Origin of the sequence: Variovorax sp. GrIS 2.14 (genome assembly GCF_046115955.1) — a bacterium.
Taxonomy (GTDB): domain Bacteria; phylum Pseudomonadota; class Gammaproteobacteria; order Burkholderiales; family Burkholderiaceae_C; genus Variovorax.
This window is the reverse complement of record NZ_JBJXIA010000002.1, coordinates 112,689-131,325: the sequence shown is the minus strand read 5'-3', so window position 1 is coordinate 131,325 and position 18,637 is coordinate 112,689. Positions and strand designations below refer to the sequence as shown.

The window sequence follows — 18,637 nt, the reverse complement described above, 5'->3', positions numbered from 1 at the left end:
GTTATTTCCAACAGCACATGTGACTGAGTGAACGGCCGAACGAGGCGTTAGCCTGTGTCGTCAAGAAGTCCTCGTGAAACGGTATGCCCGCGCATCCGAGGGAAATGACCAACGGCACACGCCACCCTCACGAACGTGGTGCCGCGGTCCAGAGCTTCCTTCGCAAGAAATCAAAGCTTGCCGAGCAGCAAGAACTCCATCAGCGCTTTTTGCGCGTGCAGGCGATTCTCCGCCTCGTCCCACACCACCGATTGGGGCCCGTCGATGACATCGGCTTCGACTTCCTCGCCACGGTGTGCCGGCAGGCAGTGCATGAAGAGCGCGTCGGGTTGCGCCGCGCCCATCATTTCCGTGTCGACGCACCAATCGGCGAACGCGGCACGGCGCGCTTCGTTCTCCGCCTCGAAGCCCATGCTGGTCCAGACGTCGGTAGTGACCAGGTCGGCGCCGCGGCAGGCTTCCATCGGGTCCTCGAAGACTTTGTAGCTGTCGGTCGAGCGTATGCCGGCGACCGACTGGTCGACTTCGTAGCCGCTCGGCGTGCTCACATGAACCTTGAAGCCGAGGATCTCGCTGGCCTGCAGCCAGGTGTTGGCCATGTTGTTGCCGTCACCGACCCACGCCACCGTCTTGCCCCTGATCGAGCCACGGTGCTCGATGAAAGTGAAGATGTCGGCCAGGATCTGGCACGGATGGAATTCGTTGGTCAGGCCGTTGATGACCGGCACGCGCGAGTGCTCGGCAAACAGCTCGATCTTGTCCTGCCCGAAAGTCCGGATCATCACGATGTCGACCATGCGGCTGATGACTCTCGCGCTGTCTTCGATCGGCTCCGCGCGGCCGAGCTGGCTGTCGCCGGTGGTCAGATGCACCACGCTGCCGCCGAGCTGGTACATGCCCGTCTCGAAGCTCACGCGCGTGCGGGTCGAGGCTTTCTCGAAAATCATCGCCATCGTGCGGTCGGTCAGCGGCTGGTGCTTTTCGTAGGCTTTGAACTTCTGCTTGATGATCGCTGCGCGCTCGAACACATAGGCGTATTCGTCCGCGGTGAAGTCGGAGAACTGCAGGTAATGGCGAACCGGATGGCTGGTGGCTGCGGTCATTTGATCGGCTCCGCCAGAAAGGCTTTTACCAGCGGTGCGAGCAGGGCGACGATTTCGTCGGCCTCGGCCGTGCTCAGGATGAGCGGTGGCACCAGCCGGATCACAGTGTCGGCCGTCACGCTCAGGAGCAGGCCCGCTTCGCAAGCGCGATTCAGGATGATGCCGCAGGGACGATCGAGTTCGATGCCGATCATCAGCCCCTGGCCGCGCACGTCCTTCACGCCCGCCAAGCCTTCGAACTCGCGCTCCAGCGCCGCCTTCAAATGAGCGCCCACCTTGGCGGCGTTGTCGAGCAGCTTGTGCTCTTCCATGATGCGGATGGTTTCGACGCCGGCACGCATCGCCAGCGGGTTGCCGCCGAACGTGGTGCCGTGGTTGCCCGGGCCGAAGATGTGCGCGGCCCTCGGGCCGGCCACCACCGCACCGATCGGCACGCCCGAGCCCAGGCCCTTGGCCAGCGGCATCACGTCGGGCAAGATGCCGGCCCACTGGTGCGCGAACCACTTGCCGGTGCGACCCATGCCGCACTGCACCTCGTCGATCATCATCAGCCAGTCTTTCTGGTCGCACAGGGCGCGCACCTGCTTCATGTATTCCAACGCCATCGGGTGGATGCCGCCTTCGCCCTGAATGGCCTCGAAGAACACGGCGACGACGTTCGGATTGCCTTGGGTGGCGTTCTTCAAGGCCTCGATGTCGTTCAACGGTACACGGATAAAGCCTTCAACCAGCGGGCCAAAACCGGCCTGAATTTTCGGGTTGCCGGTGGCCGACAGCGTGGCGATGCTGCGGCCATGAAAGGCGTGCTCATAGACGACGATTTCAGGTCGCTCGATGCCCTTGTCATGACCGAACTTGCGCGCCAGCTTGAGGGCCGCCTCATTGGCTTCCAGACCGGTGCTGCAGAAAAACACGTTGGTCAGCCCCGACAGTTCGCAGAGCTTGGCGGCCAGTTGCTCCTGGCCGGGCACGTGGTAGTAATTGGAGCTGTGAATCAGCTTCGAAATTTGGTCCTGCAACGCCGGCACCAGCTCTGGATGGTTATGGCCGAGCGTGTTTACCGCGATGCCGCCCAGTCCGTCCAGATAAGCCTTGCCGTTGGTGTCCCAGACTCGGCAGCCCTGGCCGTGCGACAGCGCGATCGGCAGCCGACCGTAAGTGTTCATGACGTGGGGCGAGGTGGGTTGCACTGGGGCGCTCATGCGGAACTCCGGAAAAAGGAAGGGGAATTCTAGGCGGCGTCATCGTCGCAAGCGGTGACGATTCCGCATCACAGCAATGCCCTTGGCACGTCCTGTGCAGAGCGCATGGCTAAAATCATGGTGCACTGCAGCATCTTGTTGCAGTTCAACTCGATTCATGGACTCCCCCGCCTCTCAAGTCATCTTTGTTCAGGGCATCACGAGTGATGGCCGTGCATTTCGCCCCAGCGATTGGGCCGAACGTCTGGCGGGCGTCATGAGTTCGTTCAGGCCAGGCGGCGCCGTGCCAGGCGATCATTTGAGCTATTCGCCTTGGTGCGTTCCGACCACCATCAACGGCGTCAAGTGCGTGATCGTGAATCGCGAACTGCGCGAGCACGAGGTCATGGCCTGGGACTTCGTCATGAACTTCGCCCGCGACAACGGGTTGCAGGTCGGTGAGGTTTGCGGCGTGCCGGATGCCAAGAAGGCTTAGAACTCACATAGTGCAAAGAGCGCAGACATGAAAAAACCGCCCGAAGGCGGTTTTTTCACTTTGCTGCAGCGCACCCCGATCAAACGGCGGACGGGAGACCCGTCCGGGCTGTTTGCCTGACTGGTGTCAGGCGGCGGCCTTTTCAGGCGCCAGGACGAGGTTCTTGACCTTCGTCGAGAGGCGGCTCTTGTCGCGAGCTGCCTTGTTCTTGTGGAAGATGCCCTTGTCGGCAACCGTGTCCACAATGCTTTGTGCCTTGGCGAACAGTTCGGTCGCCTTAGTCTTGTCGCCGGCCAGAACAGCCTTTTCGACGTTCTTGACCGCGGTGCGGTACTTGGAGCGCAGCGAGGTATTCGCAGCGTTCAGTTTCGTGCCCTGACGGACGCGTTTACGGCCCGATGCGAGGCGGGGGTTCTTTTTCTTGGGTTTGGCTGATGCCATGATTCGGATCCTTTAGTGTCTGAGGATGATGCAGCAAAGCCTTCCATTATAAGCGGGGCCGGACAAGACGCCATCCGCAGCGGCACGGTGCGCACATACACTCGCCCGGTGTCACTTTTTCGCTCTGCCTCCACCGTCTCGCTGCTGACCCTGGCCTCGCGCATCACCGGCCTCGTGCGCGACGTACTGATGAGCTCGGTGTTCGGCGTCAGCGCGCTCACCGACGCTTTTTACGTCGCGTTTCGCATTCCCAACCTGTTTCGTCGCGTGCTCGGCGAAGGCGCCTTCAGTCAGGCCTTCGTACCCGTGCTGGCCGCCTGCAAGACGGAGCACGGCGACGAAGGCGCCAAGCAGCTCATAGACCACGTCGGCACGTTGCTGACCTGGACCCTTGTGGTGCTGTGCGTGGTCGGCGTCGTGGCCGCGCCGCTGATGGTGTGGGCAATGGCCAGTGGACTGAAGCAATCGGGCGGCTTCGACAGCGCGGTCGTCATGACGCGCTGGATGTTTCCGTACATCGGCTTCATGTCGCTGGTGGCGTTGGCGGGCGGCATTCTCAATACGTGGCGTAAGTTCGTCGTGCCCGCCGCGTCGCCGGTCTTGCTGAACCTGGCGCTGATTTCGTCGATCGTGCTCGGTGCGCCGCTTTTCAGGCGCTACGGCATCGAGCCCATCTATGCGCAATGCATCGGCGTGATGGTCGGCGGCATCTTGCAACTGGCGCTGCAAATTCCTGCGCTGCGCTCGCTCGGCATGCTGCCGCGCATCGGCGTGCGATGGGCCGCCCTCCGAGCTGCATGGGCCGACCCGACCACGCGCAAGATTCTCAGGCTGATGCTGCCTGCGCTCATCGGTGTCAGCGGCGCCCAGATTTCGCTGCTTATCAACACGCAGATCGCATCGCATCTGGCCGAAGGCAGCGTCACCTGGATCACCAACGCCGATCGGCTGATGGAGTTCCCCAGCGCGATGCTCGGCGTGGCGCTGGGCGTGGTGCTGATGCCGCAACTCGCCGCCGCGCGTGCCGCCAAGGATGACATCCGTTACTCGGCGATGCTCGACTGGGGCCTGCGCCTCGTGGTGCTGCTCACCGTGCCGTGCGCCGTCGCGCTGCTGGTGTTTCCGCAGCCGCTGGTAGCGGTGCTTTTTCACAACGGCGCGTTCAGCGCGCTCGACGTGCAGCGCACCACGGCGGCCTTGATGGGCTACGGCACCGGCCTGCTCGGCATCGTCGCCATCAAGGTGCTTGCCGCCGGCTACTACGCGCGGCACGACATGCGCACGCCAATGCGCATCAGCCTCGGCGCGCTGGCGTTGACGCAGGTGCTCAACATTTTTCTGGTGCCGCAGATGCAGCACGCAGGGCTGACCCTGTCGATCGGTATCGCGACGCTGGTGAATGCGCTGCTGCTGCTGATCGGCCTGCGCCGGGCCGGCAGCTTCAAGCCTGAACCCGGTTGGGGCCGCTTCATTGCGCAAGTGCTGGCCGGGACAGTGGTGCTGGGCGCGCTGCTTGTGTGGGGCAACCAGCACTTCGACTGGATCGCCCTGCGCGAACAGCGCCTGCTGCGTGTCGGGCTGCTGGCAGGCATCGTCGTGAGTGCCGCGGCCCTCTACTTTGCAACGCTGGCGCTGGTCGGCGTCAAGCTTCGCAGCTTCATGCGGCGTTGAGCTCGTCGACGCAGCGCTGAACGGGTCCCTGCGTCAGAGCTTGACGCTCCCGGATGCCTCCACTACAAAGACACATGTCCCTCCGCTTTTCAGCGCCCACCGCTCTTGAGTATTTCGGCTCGCTCGTGCAGAGCGACGACCACTTTCCGTTGCTCGAAGCCGCCGCCAGCCTGGCGCAGGATGAGTACCCCGAGCTCGATGTGCAACAGGTCCTCGGCGATGTCGACCAATTGCTGGCCCGGCTCAAGCGCCGCCTGCCGGCAGATGCCGCGCCGCTCCAACGGCTGCGGTTGCTCAACCAGTTCTTCTTTCACGATCTGAGTTTCGGCGGCAACGTCAACGACTACTACGACCCGGACAACAGCTATCTGAACGCCGTGCTGCGCACCCGCCGCGGCATCCCGATCTCGCTCGCGGTGCTGTGGATGGAGCTGGCGCAGGGGCTCGGGCTGCACGCACGCGGCGTTGCCTTTCCGGGTCACTTCATGTTGAAGGTGACCTTGCCGAAAGGACAGGTCGTGATCGACCCTTTCACCGGCAAATCACTCTCGCGCGAAGAACTCGGCGAGCGGCTCGAGCCGTACAAGCGCAGCAATGGCCTGGTCGACGATTTCGATGTGCCGCTCGGGCTGTACCTGCAGCCCGCGGCACCCCGTGAAATCATCGCGCGCATGCTGCGCAATCTGAAGGAAGTGCATCGCACGCAGGAAGACTGGCAACGCGCCATCGCGGTGCAGGATCGCCTCGTGGCCCTGTTGCCGGACGCATGGTCTGAGCACCGCGACCGCGGCCTTGCCCATGCCGAGCAAGGCAATACCTCGGAGGCGGTGCGCGATCTCGAAACCTACCTGACGCACGCCGACGACGCGCTCGACATCGACGTCATCGCCGAGCGCGTAGCCACGCTGCGGCGCGTGGCATGAGCACCGCGCCTGTTCCGCGGCTCGGCGTTGTCGACCTCGGCACGTTGCATCGATTCCACGGCATCCAGCCGGTGTTGCCCGTGGCCGATGCGGCGCGTGCCGCACGCTATTTCTGCGACGTGCTCGGCTTCGAGCTTGACTTCATCGCTGGCGAACCGCCGAGCTATGCGCGCGTCAAGAAGGGTGATCGCACCCACGGTGACCCGGTCTACATCCGCCTCTGGCAATGCAATGCGCGCGAGACGCGGCAGTGGCGGGGCGAGATCGTCATCCACGTTGGCCACGATGTCGACGGCTTGCACGAGGCTTACCTGAAGCGCGGCGTGACGGTGATCGAATCACCCGTCTCGCAGCCCTGGGGCCTGCGCGAGTTCGCAATTCGTGAACCCGACGGTCATGCGCTGCGCTTCTGCGGCTACGTCTAGGCGTCGCCGCCAAAACCAACCACCGCGCGCGCTGCGCCTGCAGATGACGCTATCAAATGGGTAGCGCGGCGGCAGTCGCAAACTGGGGTCGCAGCAACTTGGCACGCATCCTGCGCCACTACATGGCTATGTCCAATTCGTCCTTCCATGCCCTGCGCCAGCATTGGCGCGCGCTCGCTGCGCGCGCCCAACCATTGCGCGTGCTGCTCGCGCTCGGCAGCCTGATGGCCGCCTGCTGGCTGACCGAGCGGCAGGACGTGATGATCCCGCTCTTTCTTGGTGCCATCGCCAGCGCGCTGGCCGAAACCGACGACAGCTGGCGCGGCCGGTTCCGGGCGCAGGTGGTTACGCTGGCCTGCTTCGTGGCGGCGGCTTATTCGGTCGAATTCCTCTTCGATTGGCCGCCGCTGTTTATCTCCGCACTGGCGCTGACAGCCTTCGTGTTGACGATGCTCGGCGCCGTTGGAGCGCGCTATAAAGCCATCGCTTACGCCACGCTGATCCTGGCGCTGTACGCCACGCTCGCCGCCGACAACGCGCTGAGTTCCGGAGTGCCGCACGACCGTGAACCATTGCTCTTGCTGGCGGGCGCTACCTGGTACGGCGTGCTGTCGGTGGCGTGGTGCGCCATGTTTCCTGCACAACCCGTGCAGGCGATGCTGGTGCGGCTCTTCACCGTGCTCGGTGACTACGTGCAGTTCAAGGCGTCGCTGTTCGAGCCGTTGCGGGACGTCAATATCGAGCACAAACGGCTCGCGTTGGCGCAGCTCAATGCGACCGTGGTGACCGAACTCAACAATGCCAAGGAAAGCATCTTTCGCCGCATCGGCGCACGGGCGCCGACCGGTCGCATCGCACGCTATCGCGGCCTGTACCTGATCGCGCAGGATGTGCACGAGCGGGCGAGTTCGTCTCACGATGACTACAACGCGCTGGCCGATGCGTTCTTTCACAGCGACCTGCTCTATCGCTGCCAGCGTGTGCTCGGGCTGCAGGGACGCGCCTGCCAACAACTGGGGCAGTCGATCGCGCGGCGCCAGCCATTCGTGTCAGACGGCTACAGCGTTCAGGCATTGGCCGAACTGCGGAATGCCCTTGAACATGCGCGCGCCGAGGCGGACGCGCATTCCCCGGACGCGGCCAAGTCAGAGGATCGCGCGGCGCGGGCGGCCTTGCTGCCGTCCGTCGAAGCGCTGGCGCGCAACCTCGCGCAGCTCGACGGTCAACTGGCCGGCGCCAGCCACACCGCGCACCCGGCCGCGGGCCTCGGCCGCACCGACATGAGCCTGCTCGACCGGTCGCCGCGCTCCTGGCGCGATGCCGCCGAGCGCGTGCAACGGCAGTTCACGCCGCGCGCACCGCTGTTTCGCCATGCGATGCGGTTGGCCATTGCGCTGACCGTCGGTTACGGCGTAATGCGCGCGATCCATCCGGCGCAGGGCTACTGGATTTTGCTCACCACGCTCTTCGTCTGCCAGCAAAGCTATAGCGACACCGTTGCGCGAATGGGGCAGCGCATCGCCGGAACCGTGATCGGTGTCGTGGTGGGCTGGGCCTTGCTCGATCTTTTTCCGCAGCCATTGCTGCAATCGATGATCGCCGTGGCCGCCGGCGTGCTCTTCTTCGCGACGCGCACCACGCGCTATCTCGTTGCCACCGCGGCGATGACTTTGCTGGTGCTGATGTGCTTCAACCAGGTCGGCGACAGCGAGGTGTTGATCGTGCCGCGCCTGCTCGACACTGCCATCGGCAGCATCATCGCCGGGCTCGCCGTGCTGTTCGTGCTGCCGCACTGGCAGGGTCGGCGCATTCACGAACTGGCGGCGCTGGCGATGCGGCACCACGCGGGCTATCTGCGGCAGATCGTCGAGCAATATCGTTCGGGCGCCCGCGACGATCTCGACTACCGTCTTGCACGACGCAATGCGCACAACTCGGATGCAGCGCTGTCGACGGCAGTTTCCGAGATGTTCCGTGAGCCGAATTTCGTGCGGCCGCGTGCCGGCGTGGCCCTGCGCTTTTTGATCCAGTCGCACACCATGCTGAGCTATCTGTCGGCGCTCGGCGCCCATCGCGAAGTGTTGCGGGACGTACCGCGTGCGGTCGTCTTGCGCGAAGCGGCCGAACAGGCTGCGCTGGCGTTAGAACGTTTGACCGAGGGGCTTGGCGGCAGCAATCTTTACTGGAACGAGACGCCGGCTGCATTGGCCGCGCGCGCAGCTCTCAATGCACTGGCCGAAGACATCACGGAAGGCGCTGACGATGCGCAAGTTCGTCTGGTGCGAACGCAGCTCGCGTTGATCTGGTTGCAGCTCGATGCACTGCGCAGCCATGCGGCGAAGTGGATGGACCCGGATGCACCGGAAGCCACGCCCGTACCGAACCCGGCTGCAGCGGCCACCTGACCAGACATCGCCGCTTCACACCAGCCGATTCGCTTCCAGCTCTTTCTTCAGGTACGCATAGAACAGCGGTGCCGCCACCAGGCCGGCAGGCCCGAAAACCGCCTCGGCCACGAACATCACGGCCAGCAACTCCCACACCGCCATGTGTGTCTTGGTGCCGACCACTTTGGCGTTGATGACGTACTCGCCCTTGTGGATCACGATGAGAAATACGAGGCATGCAGCGGCAGCCGCAGGCGACACCGACAGGCCGACCAGCGTCAGCACCGTGTTGCACAAGAGATTGCCTACGATCGGCACCAACCCCGCCACGAATGTCAAGGTGATCAGCGCCGGCTCGTATGGCAGACGCATGCCCCACAACGGCAGCAGCAGCAAGAGAAAGCCTGCGGTAAGCAGCGTGTTGAACGCTGCAATCCAGAACTGGGCTGCGACGATTTGCCGAAAGGCTTCGCCGAACAACCGTATGCGCTGCTCCAATTGCGTCGCCAGCGGACCTTGCACCAGATGCCCGCGCGAGACGCCGGCCAGCGCACCGACGATCAACCCGACGTAAGCGAACAGCAATCCGCCCAGCCAGGCCCGGCCCGTGAGCGCCAGCGCGCCAGCTTGCGTACGCAAATAGCTGGCAACCATGCGCTGAACCTCCGCAGCGCCGTCGGGCAGATACACGCTCACTGTCTCAGGCAGCTTGAGCTTCAGTTCGAGCACGGTGCGCGCGATGTAATCCAGCAATTCCTTGTATTGCTCCGGCGCATTGAGAACGAACTCGCGCGCCTCGGCGAAGACGAGCGCGACCAGCCCGATGGGGGCGAGCACCACGAAAGCAGCCGCGAGCACGCCGGGCAAGGTCGATGTGATCGGATGACCCATGCGGGCGGGCAGAGCGCGGCGCACCAGACTCTCGATACCGCGCGCAAACGCGCGGGTCGCAAGAAATCCGATGCAAACGAACAGCAGGCCGGGAAGCAGGTCTTTCCACATCACCAGCAGCAGTCCGCCGGTGATGAGCAGGTAACTCGCGATCACGACGGTGCGAGACGCAGGTCGCTCGGCCGCTGTGACGCGCGGCGGCTGCGCACTGCTGCGAGCGAGAACTGCAGATTCGGGAGACTTGTTCGAACGGGCCATGTGCCGGTGTGATGCAAACGGGCGGACAGAGACGGACGGACTGACGTCTGCTCAGGCCACGACGACAGCAGCGCCATCGCCGCGCGCCGCGATCGTGCCGATCTCGTACACCGCTTCACCGGCGGCTCGCAGCGTTTCGGCGCAGGCGGCGGCTTCGGCTGCGTCGAGCACGACCACCATGCCGATGCCGTTGTTGAAGGTCCGGTTCATTTCGATGTCGTCGATGCCAGCGATCTTTTGCAGCCACGCAAAGAGCTCGGTCTTTGGCCAGCTGCCCTTCTTCAGGTGCGCGGCGGTGCCTTCTGGCAGCACGCGCGGAATGTTCTCGAGCAAACCGCCGCCGGTGATGTGTGCCAGCGCCTTGATCGGATGGGCAGCGAGCGCTGCGAGCACCGGCTTCACATACAGCCGCGTCGGCTGCATCACCGCTTGGCGGAAGGGCTGACCATCGAGCGTCGCGGGCAAGCCGTCACCGTCGGGTTGCTGCGCCCGCTCGATCACCTTGCGCACCAGGCTGAACCCGTTGGAATGCACGCCGCTCGAGGCGAGGCCGAGCACCACGTCGCCGGGTTGGACGCTCTGACCGGTCAGGATCTTCGATTTTTCGACAACGCCGACGGCAAAGCCCGCGAGGTCGTATTCGCCGTTCGGGTACATGCCCGGCATCTCGGCCGTCTCGCCCCCAATCAGCGCGCAGCCGCTGAGTTCGCAACCCAGTGCGATGCCGCCGACCACGGCTGCCGCGGTGTCGACGTCGAGCTTGCCGCAGGCGAAATAGTCGAGAAAGAAGAGCGGCTCGGCGCCTTGCACCAGCACGTCGTTGACGCTCATGGCGACGAGGTCGATGCCGACCGTGTCGTGCATCTGCCATTCGAAAGCCAGTTTGAGCTTGGTGCCGACGCCATCGGTGCCGCTCACCAGCACCGGCTCCTTGTAGCGCTTGGGCACTTCGAAGAGCGCGCCGAAGCCGCCGATGCCAGCCAAAACGCCTTCGCGCATCGTCTTCTTCGCGAGCGGTTTGATGCGCTCGATCAGCGCGTCGCCGGCATCGATATCGACGCCGGCATCCTTGTAGCTGAGCGGGGTGGACGAAGAAGAAGTCATGGGCGGTCGATAGAAGAAGAGGGCTGAACAGAGACAGGCGCCGGCGACCATGGTGGCTGGGCCGATAGAATTCCTCACGATTTTAAGGGCCGCGACACCTCGCTCCATTGGCCTCCTCCATGAACCTTCCGGGATGAAACAGCTGGCGCTCGACATCGGCATTGCCACAGGTCCGACCTTCGCGGGCTTCTTTGCGGGCCCGAACGAAGCGACGCTGCGGCATCTGCAGTTGTGGGTCGGTGCCGGTGCAGGCCCCGCATTGCATTCCCCGGTTCCGACGTACCTGTGGGGCGAAGGCGGCAGCGGCAAGACGCATTTGCTCGAATCGGTTCGGGTCGCATTGCGGGAGCAAGGCGCAACCGTCGGCTGGCTGCATGCAGGTGTGATCGAGCCGATCGAGTTCGATGAGCGATGGAGCGCCGTGCTGATGGACGACGTCCATCTCTACACGGCGGTGCAGCAGCACGCGGCCTTTAACTGGTTCGTCAACGCGCAGACGCTTCAGCGTGGCGTGGTGGCAGCGGGCGCGCTGCCGCCGGCCGACTTGCCGTTGCGTGAAGACTTGCGCACACGGCTTGGCTGGGGGCACGTGTTTCACTTGCAGGTGTTGAGCGAACCCGAGCGCCGCGCGGTGTTGCGCCAGGCCGCCGATGCCCGCGGCGTCATGTTGTCGGACGATGTGCTCGACTATGTGCTGCATCGATTCAGCCGCGACCTGGGAAGCCTGATGGAGCTGTTGGATCAGCTCGACGGCTATGCACTGCAAACGCAGCGCGCGATCACGATCCCGTTGATTCGCGCGATGCTTGAAAATGAGTAAGAGCTACCAAACACAATGATCAAGACCTTCATCGACAAACTGCTCGGCAAATCCGCCGACGGCTCCCGCGGCAAAAGCCGCTTCGGCAAGCGCCAGGAGGTCGCGGCATCGGTGCACGGGATCGACCCGGCACTGGTCGATGAGCGCGCAAAAAACGTGGTCACCACGCTTCAACAGGCCGGCTTTGAGGCGTATGTCGTCGGCGGTGCAGTGCGCGACTTGCTGCTCGGCCTGCGGCCCAAGGACTTCGACGTGGCGACCAACGCGACGCCGGAGCAAGTCAAGGGGCTCTTTCGCCGCGCCTTCATCATAGGCCGGCGCTTTCGCATCGTGCACGTGGTGTACGGCCGTGGCCGCGAACATGAAGTGATCGAAGTTTCGACCTTTCGCGCCTACATGGACAACGCCGCCGCCGAGCAGGTCGCCGGTAACGAGCGCACCAGCAAGGGCGAACTGGCCAGCATGAAACATGCGGTCGACGCCAGCGGCCGCGTGCTGCGCGACAACGTCTGGGGCCCGCAGGAAGAAGACGCGGCGCGCCGCGACTTCACCGTCAACGCGATGTACTACGACCCCGCCAATCAGGTGGTCGTCGACTATCACAACGGCATCAAGGACGCGCAGAAGCTGACGCTCCGGATGATCGGCGACCCGGCCACGCGCTACCGCGAGGACCCGGTGCGCATCATTCGCGCAATCCGTTTCTCGGCCAAGCTGGCTGCGCTCGGCTTCAAGATGGAAGCGAAAACGGCCGCGCCATTGATCGAGTCCAGCAAACTGCTGGCCGACGTGCCGCAGAGCCGGTTGTTCGACGAGATGCTGAAGTTGCTGCAAACCGGGCACGCGATTGCAACAGTCGCACAGCTGCGCAAGCTCGGGCTCGCCAAGGGCATCTATCCGCTGCTCGATGTGGTGGTCGAGCGGGCCGACCAGGCCTTCGTCAAAGCCGCATTGATCGACACCGACCGCCGTGTCGGTGAAGGAAAGCCGGTGGCGCCGAGCTTCTTGCTGGCCTGCGTGCTGTGGGCCGATGTGCGCGACGGCTGGGCAGCGCGACTCGAAGGACGCAACGGACAACGCGGCCAGCCGGCCTATCCGGCACTGCAGGACGCGATCGACGATGTCTTCAATTCGCGCATCGGCGACGTGTCGGGTCGCGGCAAGCTGGCCGCCGACATGCGAGAAATCTGGATGATGCAGCCGCGATTCGACAAGCGCAGCGGCGCGACGCCGTACAGCCTGGTCGAACAGGCACGCTTTCGCGCCGCGTTCGACTTCATGCGGTTGCGCGCCGATGTCGGTGAGATCAGCGAGGCCATCGGCGAGTGGTGGCAGGAATTCAGCACGGCAGACGACCTGCGCCGGCAAGACCTGATGGACCAGGTCCGCGACGAACAGAAAACGAGACAACGGGTGCGCGTCCGCGATCCGCTGCCGAAGGACAGTGCGTCGCCGAACGCGCCGCGTGAGCCGCAGGATGTTCGTGGTATCGGCGGTGACCAGGACGATCGCGGTGATCGCGGTGAACGCGATGAGGCCGATGCGCCGGGCGGTGAGTTCCCGCAAGAGGGCGAGGGTACGGCTGCACCGCGCAAACGACGTCGCCGGCGCAAGCCGCGCGCGGGCGGTGGCGGCGAAGGCAGCGACGGCGGTGCAGAGGGCGATGGGGGCGCTGCAGCAGCATGAGCCGATCTCCAGCGCGTCCGGCCGGACGGCCCAACAGCGGACCGCCACGCGGCGCGCCGCCCCGGCGTGCCGCCAGCGGCAAGGGCGCGCCGTCGAAGCGTTCGGCTGCGCCGGTGCGGCGGGGCCGGGACGAGTACCCGACGGTGTCTGCCTACGTCGGGCTCGGCGCCAACCTGGGCGATGCAGCGGCCACGGTGCAAGAGGCGATGACTGCGCTCGGCGCGTTGCAGCGAACCGTCGTCACCGCACGCTCGTCGCTCTACCGTAGCGAGCCCGTCAATGCAGAAGGGCCGGATTTTGTGAATGCGGTGGTAGCCTTGCGCACCGGCCTCGATGCCGAGCAGTTGCTCGCTGCGTTGCAGCGTCTCGAAGAAGCTGCCGGACGCGAACGGCCGTTTCCCAATGCACCACGCACGCTCGATCTCGATCTGCTGATGTATGCGAACACGGTGCGCAACAGCGACACGCTCACGCTGCCGCATCCGCGCATGCGCGAACGCGCCTTCGTGCTCAAGCCACTGGCGGAGATCGCGCCCGACAAGGTGCCTGCTGCCGCGTTGGCGCGTGTCTCGGGCCAGGTGGTCAAGCGCATCGTCTGAGCGCGCGGCCGCCTTCGCGGCCGGCCATTACACTTGCGCGGTTTTTCACAGCGGCGTCATGAACGTGTGTTAGCCGCGCATTCAGGAGAGCGCTATGTTCGGCAAGCTGCTGCCCCGCGAGGGGAATTTTTTCGAGATGTTCAACCAGCACGCCGAGCGCATCGTCGAGGCCGCACGTGCTTTCGAGAATCTCGTTGCCAACTACAACGATGTCCACCTGCGTGAGCAATACAACCGCGATGTCGACAATGCCGAGCGTGCAGCCGATCGGGTGACGCACGACGTCAACCGGTTGATCCACAAGACCTTCATCACGCCGATCGATCGCGAGCAGATCCACAAGCTCATCAACACGATGGACGATGTGGCCGACCTGATCCAGGACTCGGCCGAGACGATGGCGCTGTACGACGTGCGCCACATGACCGAGGAGATCGTTCGGCTCACCGCGCTCAGTGTGAAATGCTGCGACCGCCTGAAAGACGCGGTCAAGTTTCTGGGAAAGATCGCCGACCCGGCCGTGGCCGAGGCGGTGCTGAAGACCTGCGAAGAGATCGACCGGCTCGAATCCGACGCCGACCGCGTGATGCGCAGCGCCATGAGCAAGCTCTTTCGCGAAGAGCCCGATGTGCGCGAAGTCATCAAGCTGAAGGCCATCTACGAACTGCTCGAAACCATCACCGACAAATGCGAAGACGTGGCGAACGTGATCGAGGGCATCGTCCTCGAGAACTCGTGAACCGGTAAGCGCGCATGGCAGCAGTTCAGGTCAGCCTGTGGGTCGTGGTTTTGCTCGTCGTGCTGGCGATCCTGTTCGACTTCATGAACGGGTTTCACGACGCCGCGAATTCGATCGCGACGGTCGTGTCGACCGGTGTGTTGAAGCCGGGGCAGGCGGTGGTCTTCGCGGCGTTCTTCAATCTGGTGGCGATCTTCGTCTTTCACCTGAGCGTGGCGGCGACTGTCGGCAAAGGCATCGCGCAGCCGAGCGTGATCGACGTGCACGTGGTGTTCGGTGCGCTGATCGGCGCCATCAGCTGGAACCTCGCCACCTGGTACTACGGCATTCCAAGCAGTTCGTCGCATGCGCTCATCGGCGGCATCGTCGGCGCGGTGATCGCCAAGGCCGGCTCGAGTGCGCTGGTGGCTTCGGGAATCTGGAAGACCGTGGCCTTCATCTTCGTGTCGCCGCTGCTCGGTTTTTTGCTCGGCTCCTTCATGATGATCCTGGTCGCCTGGGTGTTTCGCCGATCGACGCCATCGCGGGTCGACCGGTGGTTCCGCCGGCTGCAACTCGTCTCGGCCGGCGCCTACAGCCTGGGCCACGGCGGCAATGATGCGCAAAAAACCATCGGCATCATCTGGATGCTGCTGATCGCCACCGGCTATGCCAATGCCAACGACGCCAGTCCGCCGACTTGGACCATCGTGTGCTGCTACACCGCGATCGCGCTCGGCACGATGTTCGGCGGCTGGCGCATCGTGAAGACCATGGGGCAGAGGATCACCAAGCTCAAGCCGGTCGGCGGTTTCTGTGCGGAGACGGGTGGGGCGCTCACCTTGTTTCTTGCAACCGCTCTGGGTGTTCCGGTGTCGACGACGCACACCATCACGGGCGCTATCGTCGGCGTCGGCGCCACTCAGCGTGCCAGTGCCGTGCGCTGGGGCGTGGCGGGCAACATCGTGTGGGCGTGGGTCTTCACCATTCCTGCATCGGCTTTCGTCGCTGCAATCGCCTACTGGATCAGCCTGCAGATTTTTTAGCAGCCGATCGAGGGCTGGCGCGCAGCGGGCGAAAAGTTACTGCGACATCTTTCGGCCTTCTTCGACCTGGTATTCGAAGTAGCGCTGAAAGCTGAACGCAATGCTCGACATGAGGACCGTCGTGCCTATCAGCAACGACACGACGATGGCGCCGATGGTGAGCCATCCGGTTTGCCCGGAAGGTGCATCGGGTGCCGCTCCGGCGTTGAAGCGCCCGTTCCATTTTTCAGGCGTCATCAGGCCGTAGATGATCGCGGTCAACGCGCACCCAGCGATGGTGAAACCGATCAATGGGATGAGCAGCCAGCTCCATTGGTCATCCAGACCGTTGAGCCGCGCGCGTTCTATGCCGTAGAGGCCCAGCGCTGTCGGAATGGGCAGAAGCCAGCCAAGCATGTCGCCAAGGCCACGCAGGTAGAAGCGGTGCAGGCCGAGCGGGCCGCCGACAAAGGCAAGCCACGCGGCCAGGGTCTTGTTTTTCATCGCGCCTTTTTACTCCGGCGCGGTGTCGCTGCCCTGGCCTAAAACCTTGTCCATCAACACCACGTCTCGCCATTGACCGAACTTCCAGCCGCAATCCTTCAACACGCCGACGTGTGAAAAGCCTTGTGCTCGATGGACGCCGACCGAGCCGAGGTTGGCCGAATCGCCGATGACCGCGATGAGTTTGCGCACGCCGACCGCTTCGGCTGCACGCATCAACGCCTCCAGCAACTGAGTGCCGAGTCCCTGGCCGCGGGCGCTCTCGGCGAGATAGATCGAATCCTCCGCCGAATATCGGTACGCCGGCCGTGGCTTGAACCAATTGCAGTACGCAAAACCGAGCACCTCGCCGGTGTCGCCTTCTGCCACCAGATAGGGCAGGTCTTTGGACAGCACATCGGCGCGGCGCGCGGTCATGTCTGCCACCCTGGGTGGATCGGTTTCGAAGGTGCCTGTGCCGTGCAGCACATGGTGGGCGTAGATCGCGGTGATGGCGTGCAGATCGTCTTCACGGCTGGGGCGAATGGTGGTCATCAGGAGCCTGCGAGGCAATTTGTGGTGGACGAGGTACGGCGGCGGGACGGGCCGAGTCTGAAAATCAGGTGGGCGGGCTATAATCATGGGCTTTTCAGCGTGTCGCTGGCCGGGTGGCCATGTCGCGTGTCTCGACGCTGGAAGAACACCGTGTGCAAGCGTTATCGGGATTTTCCCGGCTTGCTGCACCACCCGAAGGATAAATCATGGTCGTCATTCGACTCTCCCGCGGCGGCTCCAAAGGCCGTCCGTTTTTCAACATCGTCGTGTCGGACAAGCGCGTTCGCCGCGATGGCCGTTTCATCGAGCGTCTGGGTTTTTACAACCCGGCCGCCAAGGAAAACGAAGAGAGCATCCGCATTTCATCGGACCGCCTGGCTTACTGGACCGGCGTCGGCGCACAGGCTTCTCCGACCGTGATGCGTCTGGTCAAGCAAGCCGCTGCTGCGGCACCCAAGGCAGCAGCCTGATCGGCGGTAGGTAATGCTGCCCACGCTCGAAGCCGCCGCACTGCCGGCGGACGCGATCGAGGTGGGGCGCATTGCCGATGCCTGGGGCATTAAAGGCTGGTTTAAGGTCATGCCCCACAGCGCCCAACCCGAGGCGCTTTTTTCTTCCAAGCGCTGGTTCATCCAGCCGCCTGGCGGAACTTCCGGCCCCTTCAAGCTCGCGATTCGCGAGGCCAAAGAACATTCCAATTGGGTCGTCGCGCACTCTGACGAGGTGCCTGACCGCACCGCGGCTGAAGCGCTGCGAGGCGCGCGCGTTTTCGTACCGCGTTCTAGCTTTCCGACTGCGGCTGAAGACGAGTACTATTGGGTCGATTTGATCGGTCTCGACGTCGTCAATCGCGAAGGCATAGCGCTCGGCAGCGTGCGTGAACTGCTTGCGACGGGTCCGCAAACCACGCTGGTGTTGACGGCTGAAGAAGACGGCAAGTCGATTGAACGCATGGTGCCGTTCGTGTCCGTCTACGTCGACAAGGTCGACCTTGCCGGCCGGCTGATCACGGTCGACTGGCAGCCCGAGTACTAGGCGCCGCGCGTCAGTCGCTCATCGAACCGCCATGCGCTTCGACCTCATCACGCTGTTTCCCGAACTGTTCGCGCCCTTCTTCGCGAGCGGTGTCACGCGTCGCGCTTACGAATCGAAGCAGGTCGAGGTCGTCCTCTGGAATCCGCGCAATTTTGCGCAAGGCAACTACAAGCGCGTCGACGATCGACCCTTTGGCGGCGGTCCGGGCATGGTCATGATGGCCGAACCGCTCATGGCCTGTCTCGATGCGGCGCTGGCTGCCCGCGGAGACTCGTCCGTCGCCGTACCGGTCGTGCTGTTCTCGCCGATTGGCGAAGTTCTGCGCCACGCATCGGTCGAGCATTGGTCTGCCGGCGACGGCGCGGTCTTGATCTGCGGCCGCTACGAAGGGATCGACCAGCGCTTTATCGATGCACGCGTCACGCATCAGATCAGCCTCGGCGACTTCGTGCTGTCGGGTGGAGAGATCGCCGCGATGGCCTTGCTCGATGCCGTCGCCCGTCTGCAACCTGGCGTGCTCGGCGACGAGGCCAGTCATGCGCAGGACAGTTTCAACCCGACCCTCGATGGCTTGCTGGACTGCCCGCATTACACGCGCCCCGAGCAATGGAACGGTGCGAGCGTCCCAACGCCGTTGATGTCTGGTCACCACATGCAGATCGAGCGTTGGCGGCGCGATCAAAGCCTTGCGATCACGGCGGCTCGACGCCCCGAGCTTATCGAGGCAGCGCGCGCAGCTGGTCGTCTGGATGCGGCCGACGAGACGGCTTTGAAGAAAAAGCTATAATTTAAGGCTCCCTCGATCCTCTGCCCGGCCGCGTGACGTACCTCGACTC

General features: G+C 63.9%; 20 protein-coding genes. 13 read left to right on the top strand and 7 right to left on the bottom strand.

The features are described from left to right. Window positions 1-170: 170 nt before the first annotated feature. Both argF and RCH10_RS04405 read right to left on the bottom strand, forming a co-directional pair. Window positions 171-1,103 (bottom strand): ornithine carbamoyltransferase, encoded by a 933-nt coding sequence (argF, locus tag RCH10_RS04410; RefSeq protein ID WP_409051440.1) that lies wholly within the window; start codon window positions 1,101-1,103, stop codon window positions 171-173. After that, window positions 1,100-2,305 carry an aspartate aminotransferase family protein gene (locus RCH10_RS04405; RefSeq protein ID WP_409051439.1) on the bottom strand — a complete coding sequence of 402 codons (1,206 nt, stop codon included), beginning with the start codon at window positions 2,303-2,305 and terminating at the stop codon, window positions 1,100-1,102. Before RCH10_RS04405 ends, argF begins: the two co-directional genes overlap by 4 nt. Before the next feature lie 157 nt (window positions 2,306-2,462). Between RCH10_RS04405 and RCH10_RS04400 the strand changes: the two genes are divergently transcribed. Continuing rightward, complete coding sequence (locus RCH10_RS04400) at window positions 2,463-2,780, top strand: DUF3579 domain-containing protein (RefSeq protein ID WP_187052671.1); 318 nt, start codon at window positions 2,463-2,465, stop codon at window positions 2,778-2,780. 126 nt (window positions 2,781-2,906) lie between these two features. On the opposite strand, the gene rpsT is transcribed toward RCH10_RS04400, so the two are convergent. Continuing rightward, window positions 2,907-3,221, bottom strand: coding sequence for a 30S ribosomal protein S20 (gene rpsT, locus RCH10_RS04395; RefSeq protein ID WP_187052670.1), 315 nt, complete (start codon window positions 3,219-3,221; stop codon window positions 2,907-2,909). A gap of 108 nt (window positions 3,222-3,329) precedes the next feature. On the opposite strand from rpsT, the gene murJ reads away from it, so the two are divergent. The 4 genes from murJ to yccS all read left to right on the top strand — a co-directional run bounded on the left by murJ (window position 3,330) and on the right by yccS (window position 8,645). Beyond that, a complete protein-coding gene (gene murJ / locus RCH10_RS04390; protein ID WP_323496582.1) occupies window positions 3,330-4,892 on the top strand; it encodes a murein biosynthesis integral membrane protein MurJ in 1,563 nt (520 codons plus the stop codon). 74 nt (window positions 4,893-4,966) lie between these two features. Then, complete coding sequence (locus tag RCH10_RS04385) at window positions 4,967-5,815, top strand: SirB1 family protein (protein ID WP_409051438.1); 849 nt, start codon at window positions 4,967-4,969, stop codon at window positions 5,813-5,815. Beyond that, the gene (locus RCH10_RS04380; RefSeq protein ID WP_409051437.1) at window positions 5,812-6,240 is read left to right on the top strand and encodes a bleomycin resistance protein; all 429 of its coding nucleotides are present in this window, start codon (window positions 5,812-5,814) and stop codon (window positions 6,238-6,240) included. The genes RCH10_RS04385 and RCH10_RS04380 overlap by 4 nt, the downstream gene beginning before the upstream one ends. Before the next feature lie 128 nt (window positions 6,241-6,368). Further along, the gene (gene yccS / locus RCH10_RS04375) at window positions 6,369-8,645 is read left to right on the top strand and encodes a YccS family putative transporter (protein ID WP_409051436.1); all 2,277 of its coding nucleotides are present in this window, start codon (window positions 6,369-6,371) and stop codon (window positions 8,643-8,645) included. A 15-nt stretch (window positions 8,646-8,660) separates the two neighbouring features. Here yccS and RCH10_RS04370 read toward each other — a convergent pair whose 3' ends face one another. Beyond that, window positions 8,661-9,776, bottom strand: a complete 1,116-nt coding sequence (locus tag RCH10_RS04370) for an AI-2E family transporter (RefSeq protein ID WP_409051435.1) — start codon at window positions 9,774-9,776, stop codon at window positions 8,661-8,663. A gap of 51 nt (window positions 9,777-9,827) precedes the next feature. Further along, window positions 9,828-10,880, bottom strand: coding sequence for a phosphoribosylformylglycinamidine cyclo-ligase (purM, locus tag RCH10_RS04365; RefSeq protein ID WP_323496577.1), 1,053 nt, complete (start codon window positions 10,878-10,880; stop codon window positions 9,828-9,830). 133 nt (window positions 10,881-11,013) lie between these two features. Between purM and hda the strand changes: the two genes are divergently transcribed. The 5 genes from hda to RCH10_RS04340 all read left to right on the top strand — a co-directional run bounded on the left by hda (window position 11,014) and on the right by RCH10_RS04340 (window position 15,749). Next, the gene (hda, locus tag RCH10_RS04360; RefSeq protein ID WP_323496576.1) at window positions 11,014-11,700 is read left to right on the top strand and encodes a DnaA regulatory inactivator Hda; all 687 of its coding nucleotides are present in this window, start codon (window positions 11,014-11,016) and stop codon (window positions 11,698-11,700) included. A 15-nt stretch (window positions 11,701-11,715) separates the two neighbouring features. Next, on the top strand, window positions 11,716-13,386 hold the full coding sequence (gene pcnB, locus RCH10_RS04355; protein ID WP_323496575.1) for a polynucleotide adenylyltransferase PcnB: 1,671 nt from the start codon (window positions 11,716-11,718) through the stop codon (window positions 13,384-13,386). After that, window positions 13,383-13,985 (top strand): 2-amino-4-hydroxy-6-hydroxymethyldihydropteridine diphosphokinase, encoded by a 603-nt coding sequence (gene folK / locus RCH10_RS04350; protein ID WP_187052661.1) that lies wholly within the window; start codon window positions 13,383-13,385, stop codon window positions 13,983-13,985. Before pcnB ends, folK begins: the two co-directional genes overlap by 4 nt. A gap of 94 nt (window positions 13,986-14,079) precedes the next feature. Next, the gene (locus RCH10_RS04345) at window positions 14,080-14,724 is read left to right on the top strand and encodes a DUF47 domain-containing protein (protein WP_409051434.1); all 645 of its coding nucleotides are present in this window, start codon (window positions 14,080-14,082) and stop codon (window positions 14,722-14,724) included. Between the two features lie 14 nt (window positions 14,725-14,738). Next, window positions 14,739-15,749: an anion permease gene (locus RCH10_RS04340; RefSeq protein ID WP_323496574.1), complete on the top strand. Its 1,011-nt coding sequence runs from the start codon at window positions 14,739-14,741 to the stop codon at window positions 15,747-15,749. Window positions 15,750-15,785: 36 nt separating this feature from the next. Here RCH10_RS04340 and RCH10_RS04335 read toward each other — a convergent pair whose 3' ends face one another. Both RCH10_RS04335 and RCH10_RS04330 read right to left on the bottom strand, forming a co-directional pair. Beyond that, entirely contained in the window at window positions 15,786-16,232 is a 447-nt protein-coding gene (locus RCH10_RS04335) for a hypothetical protein (protein ID WP_323496573.1), read from the bottom strand. Window positions 16,233-16,241: 9 nt separating this feature from the next. After that, the gene (locus RCH10_RS04330; RefSeq protein WP_409051433.1) at window positions 16,242-16,766 is read right to left on the bottom strand and encodes a GNAT family N-acetyltransferase; all 525 of its coding nucleotides are present in this window, start codon (window positions 16,764-16,766) and stop codon (window positions 16,242-16,244) included. Between the two features lie 206 nt (window positions 16,767-16,972). On the opposite strand from RCH10_RS04330, the gene rpsP reads away from it, so the two are divergent. The 3 genes from rpsP to trmD are packed head-to-tail and all read left to right on the top strand — an operon-like array spanning window position 16,973 to window position 18,588. Then, window positions 16,973-17,236, top strand: coding sequence for a 30S ribosomal protein S16 (gene rpsP, locus RCH10_RS04325; RefSeq protein WP_187052656.1), 264 nt, complete (start codon window positions 16,973-16,975; stop codon window positions 17,234-17,236). Between the two features lie 13 nt (window positions 17,237-17,249). Further along, a complete protein-coding gene (rimM, locus tag RCH10_RS04320; RefSeq protein ID WP_409051432.1) occupies window positions 17,250-17,801 on the top strand; it encodes a ribosome maturation factor RimM in 552 nt (183 codons plus the stop codon). Between the two features lie 31 nt (window positions 17,802-17,832). Continuing rightward, window positions 17,833-18,588, top strand: a complete 756-nt coding sequence (gene trmD / locus RCH10_RS04315) for a tRNA (guanosine(37)-N1)-methyltransferase TrmD (RefSeq protein WP_409051431.1) — start codon at window positions 17,833-17,835, stop codon at window positions 18,586-18,588. Window positions 18,589-18,637 lie beyond the last annotated feature (49 nt).

Coding starts and splice junctions, on each gene's coding strand:
- hda (WP_323496576.1), top strand. CDS start 11,014: ATGAAACAGCTGGCGCTCGACATCGGCATTGCCACAGGTCCGACCTTC.
- trmD (WP_409051431.1), top strand. CDS start 17,833: ATGCGCTTCGACCTCATCACGCTGTTTCCCGAACTGTTCGCGCCCTTC.
- rpsP (WP_187052656.1), top strand. CDS start 16,973: ATGGTCGTCATTCGACTCTCCCGCGGCGGCTCCAAAGGCCGTCCGTTT.
- folK (WP_187052661.1), top strand. CDS start 13,383: ATGAGCCGATCTCCAGCGCGTCCGGCCGGACGGCCCAACAGCGGACCG.
- RCH10_RS04345 (WP_409051434.1), top strand. CDS start 14,080: ATGTTCGGCAAGCTGCTGCCCCGCGAGGGGAATTTTTTCGAGATGTTC.
- RCH10_RS04385 (WP_409051438.1), top strand. CDS start 4,967: ATGTCCCTCCGCTTTTCAGCGCCCACCGCTCTTGAGTATTTCGGCTCG.
- argF (WP_409051440.1), bottom strand. CDS start 1,103: ATGACCGCAGCCACCAGCCATCCGGTTCGCCATTACCTGCAGTTCTCC.
- RCH10_RS04340 (WP_323496574.1), top strand. CDS start 14,739: ATGGCAGCAGTTCAGGTCAGCCTGTGGGTCGTGGTTTTGCTCGTCGTG.
- RCH10_RS04370 (WP_409051435.1), bottom strand. CDS start 9,776: ATGGCCCGTTCGAACAAGTCTCCCGAATCTGCAGTTCTCGCTCGCAGC.
- RCH10_RS04400 (WP_187052671.1), top strand. CDS start 2,463: ATGGACTCCCCCGCCTCTCAAGTCATCTTTGTTCAGGGCATCACGAGT.
- purM (WP_323496577.1), bottom strand. CDS start 10,880: ATGACTTCTTCTTCGTCCACCCCGCTCAGCTACAAGGATGCCGGCGTC.
- rimM (WP_409051432.1), top strand. CDS start 17,250: ATGCTGCCCACGCTCGAAGCCGCCGCACTGCCGGCGGACGCGATCGAG.
- RCH10_RS04335 (WP_323496573.1), bottom strand. CDS start 16,232: ATGAAAAACAAGACCCTGGCCGCGTGGCTTGCCTTTGTCGGCGGCCCG.
- yccS (WP_409051436.1), top strand. CDS start 6,369: ATGTCCAATTCGTCCTTCCATGCCCTGCGCCAGCATTGGCGCGCGCTC.
- RCH10_RS04380 (WP_409051437.1), top strand. CDS start 5,812: ATGAGCACCGCGCCTGTTCCGCGGCTCGGCGTTGTCGACCTCGGCACG.
- RCH10_RS04405 (WP_409051439.1), bottom strand. CDS start 2,305: ATGAGCGCCCCAGTGCAACCCACCTCGCCCCACGTCATGAACACTTAC.
- pcnB (WP_323496575.1), top strand. CDS start 11,716: ATGATCAAGACCTTCATCGACAAACTGCTCGGCAAATCCGCCGACGGC.
- rpsT (WP_187052670.1), bottom strand. CDS start 3,221: ATGGCATCAGCCAAACCCAAGAAAAAGAACCCCCGCCTCGCATCGGGC.
- RCH10_RS04330 (WP_409051433.1), bottom strand. CDS start 16,766: ATGACCACCATTCGCCCCAGCCGTGAAGACGATCTGCACGCCATCACC.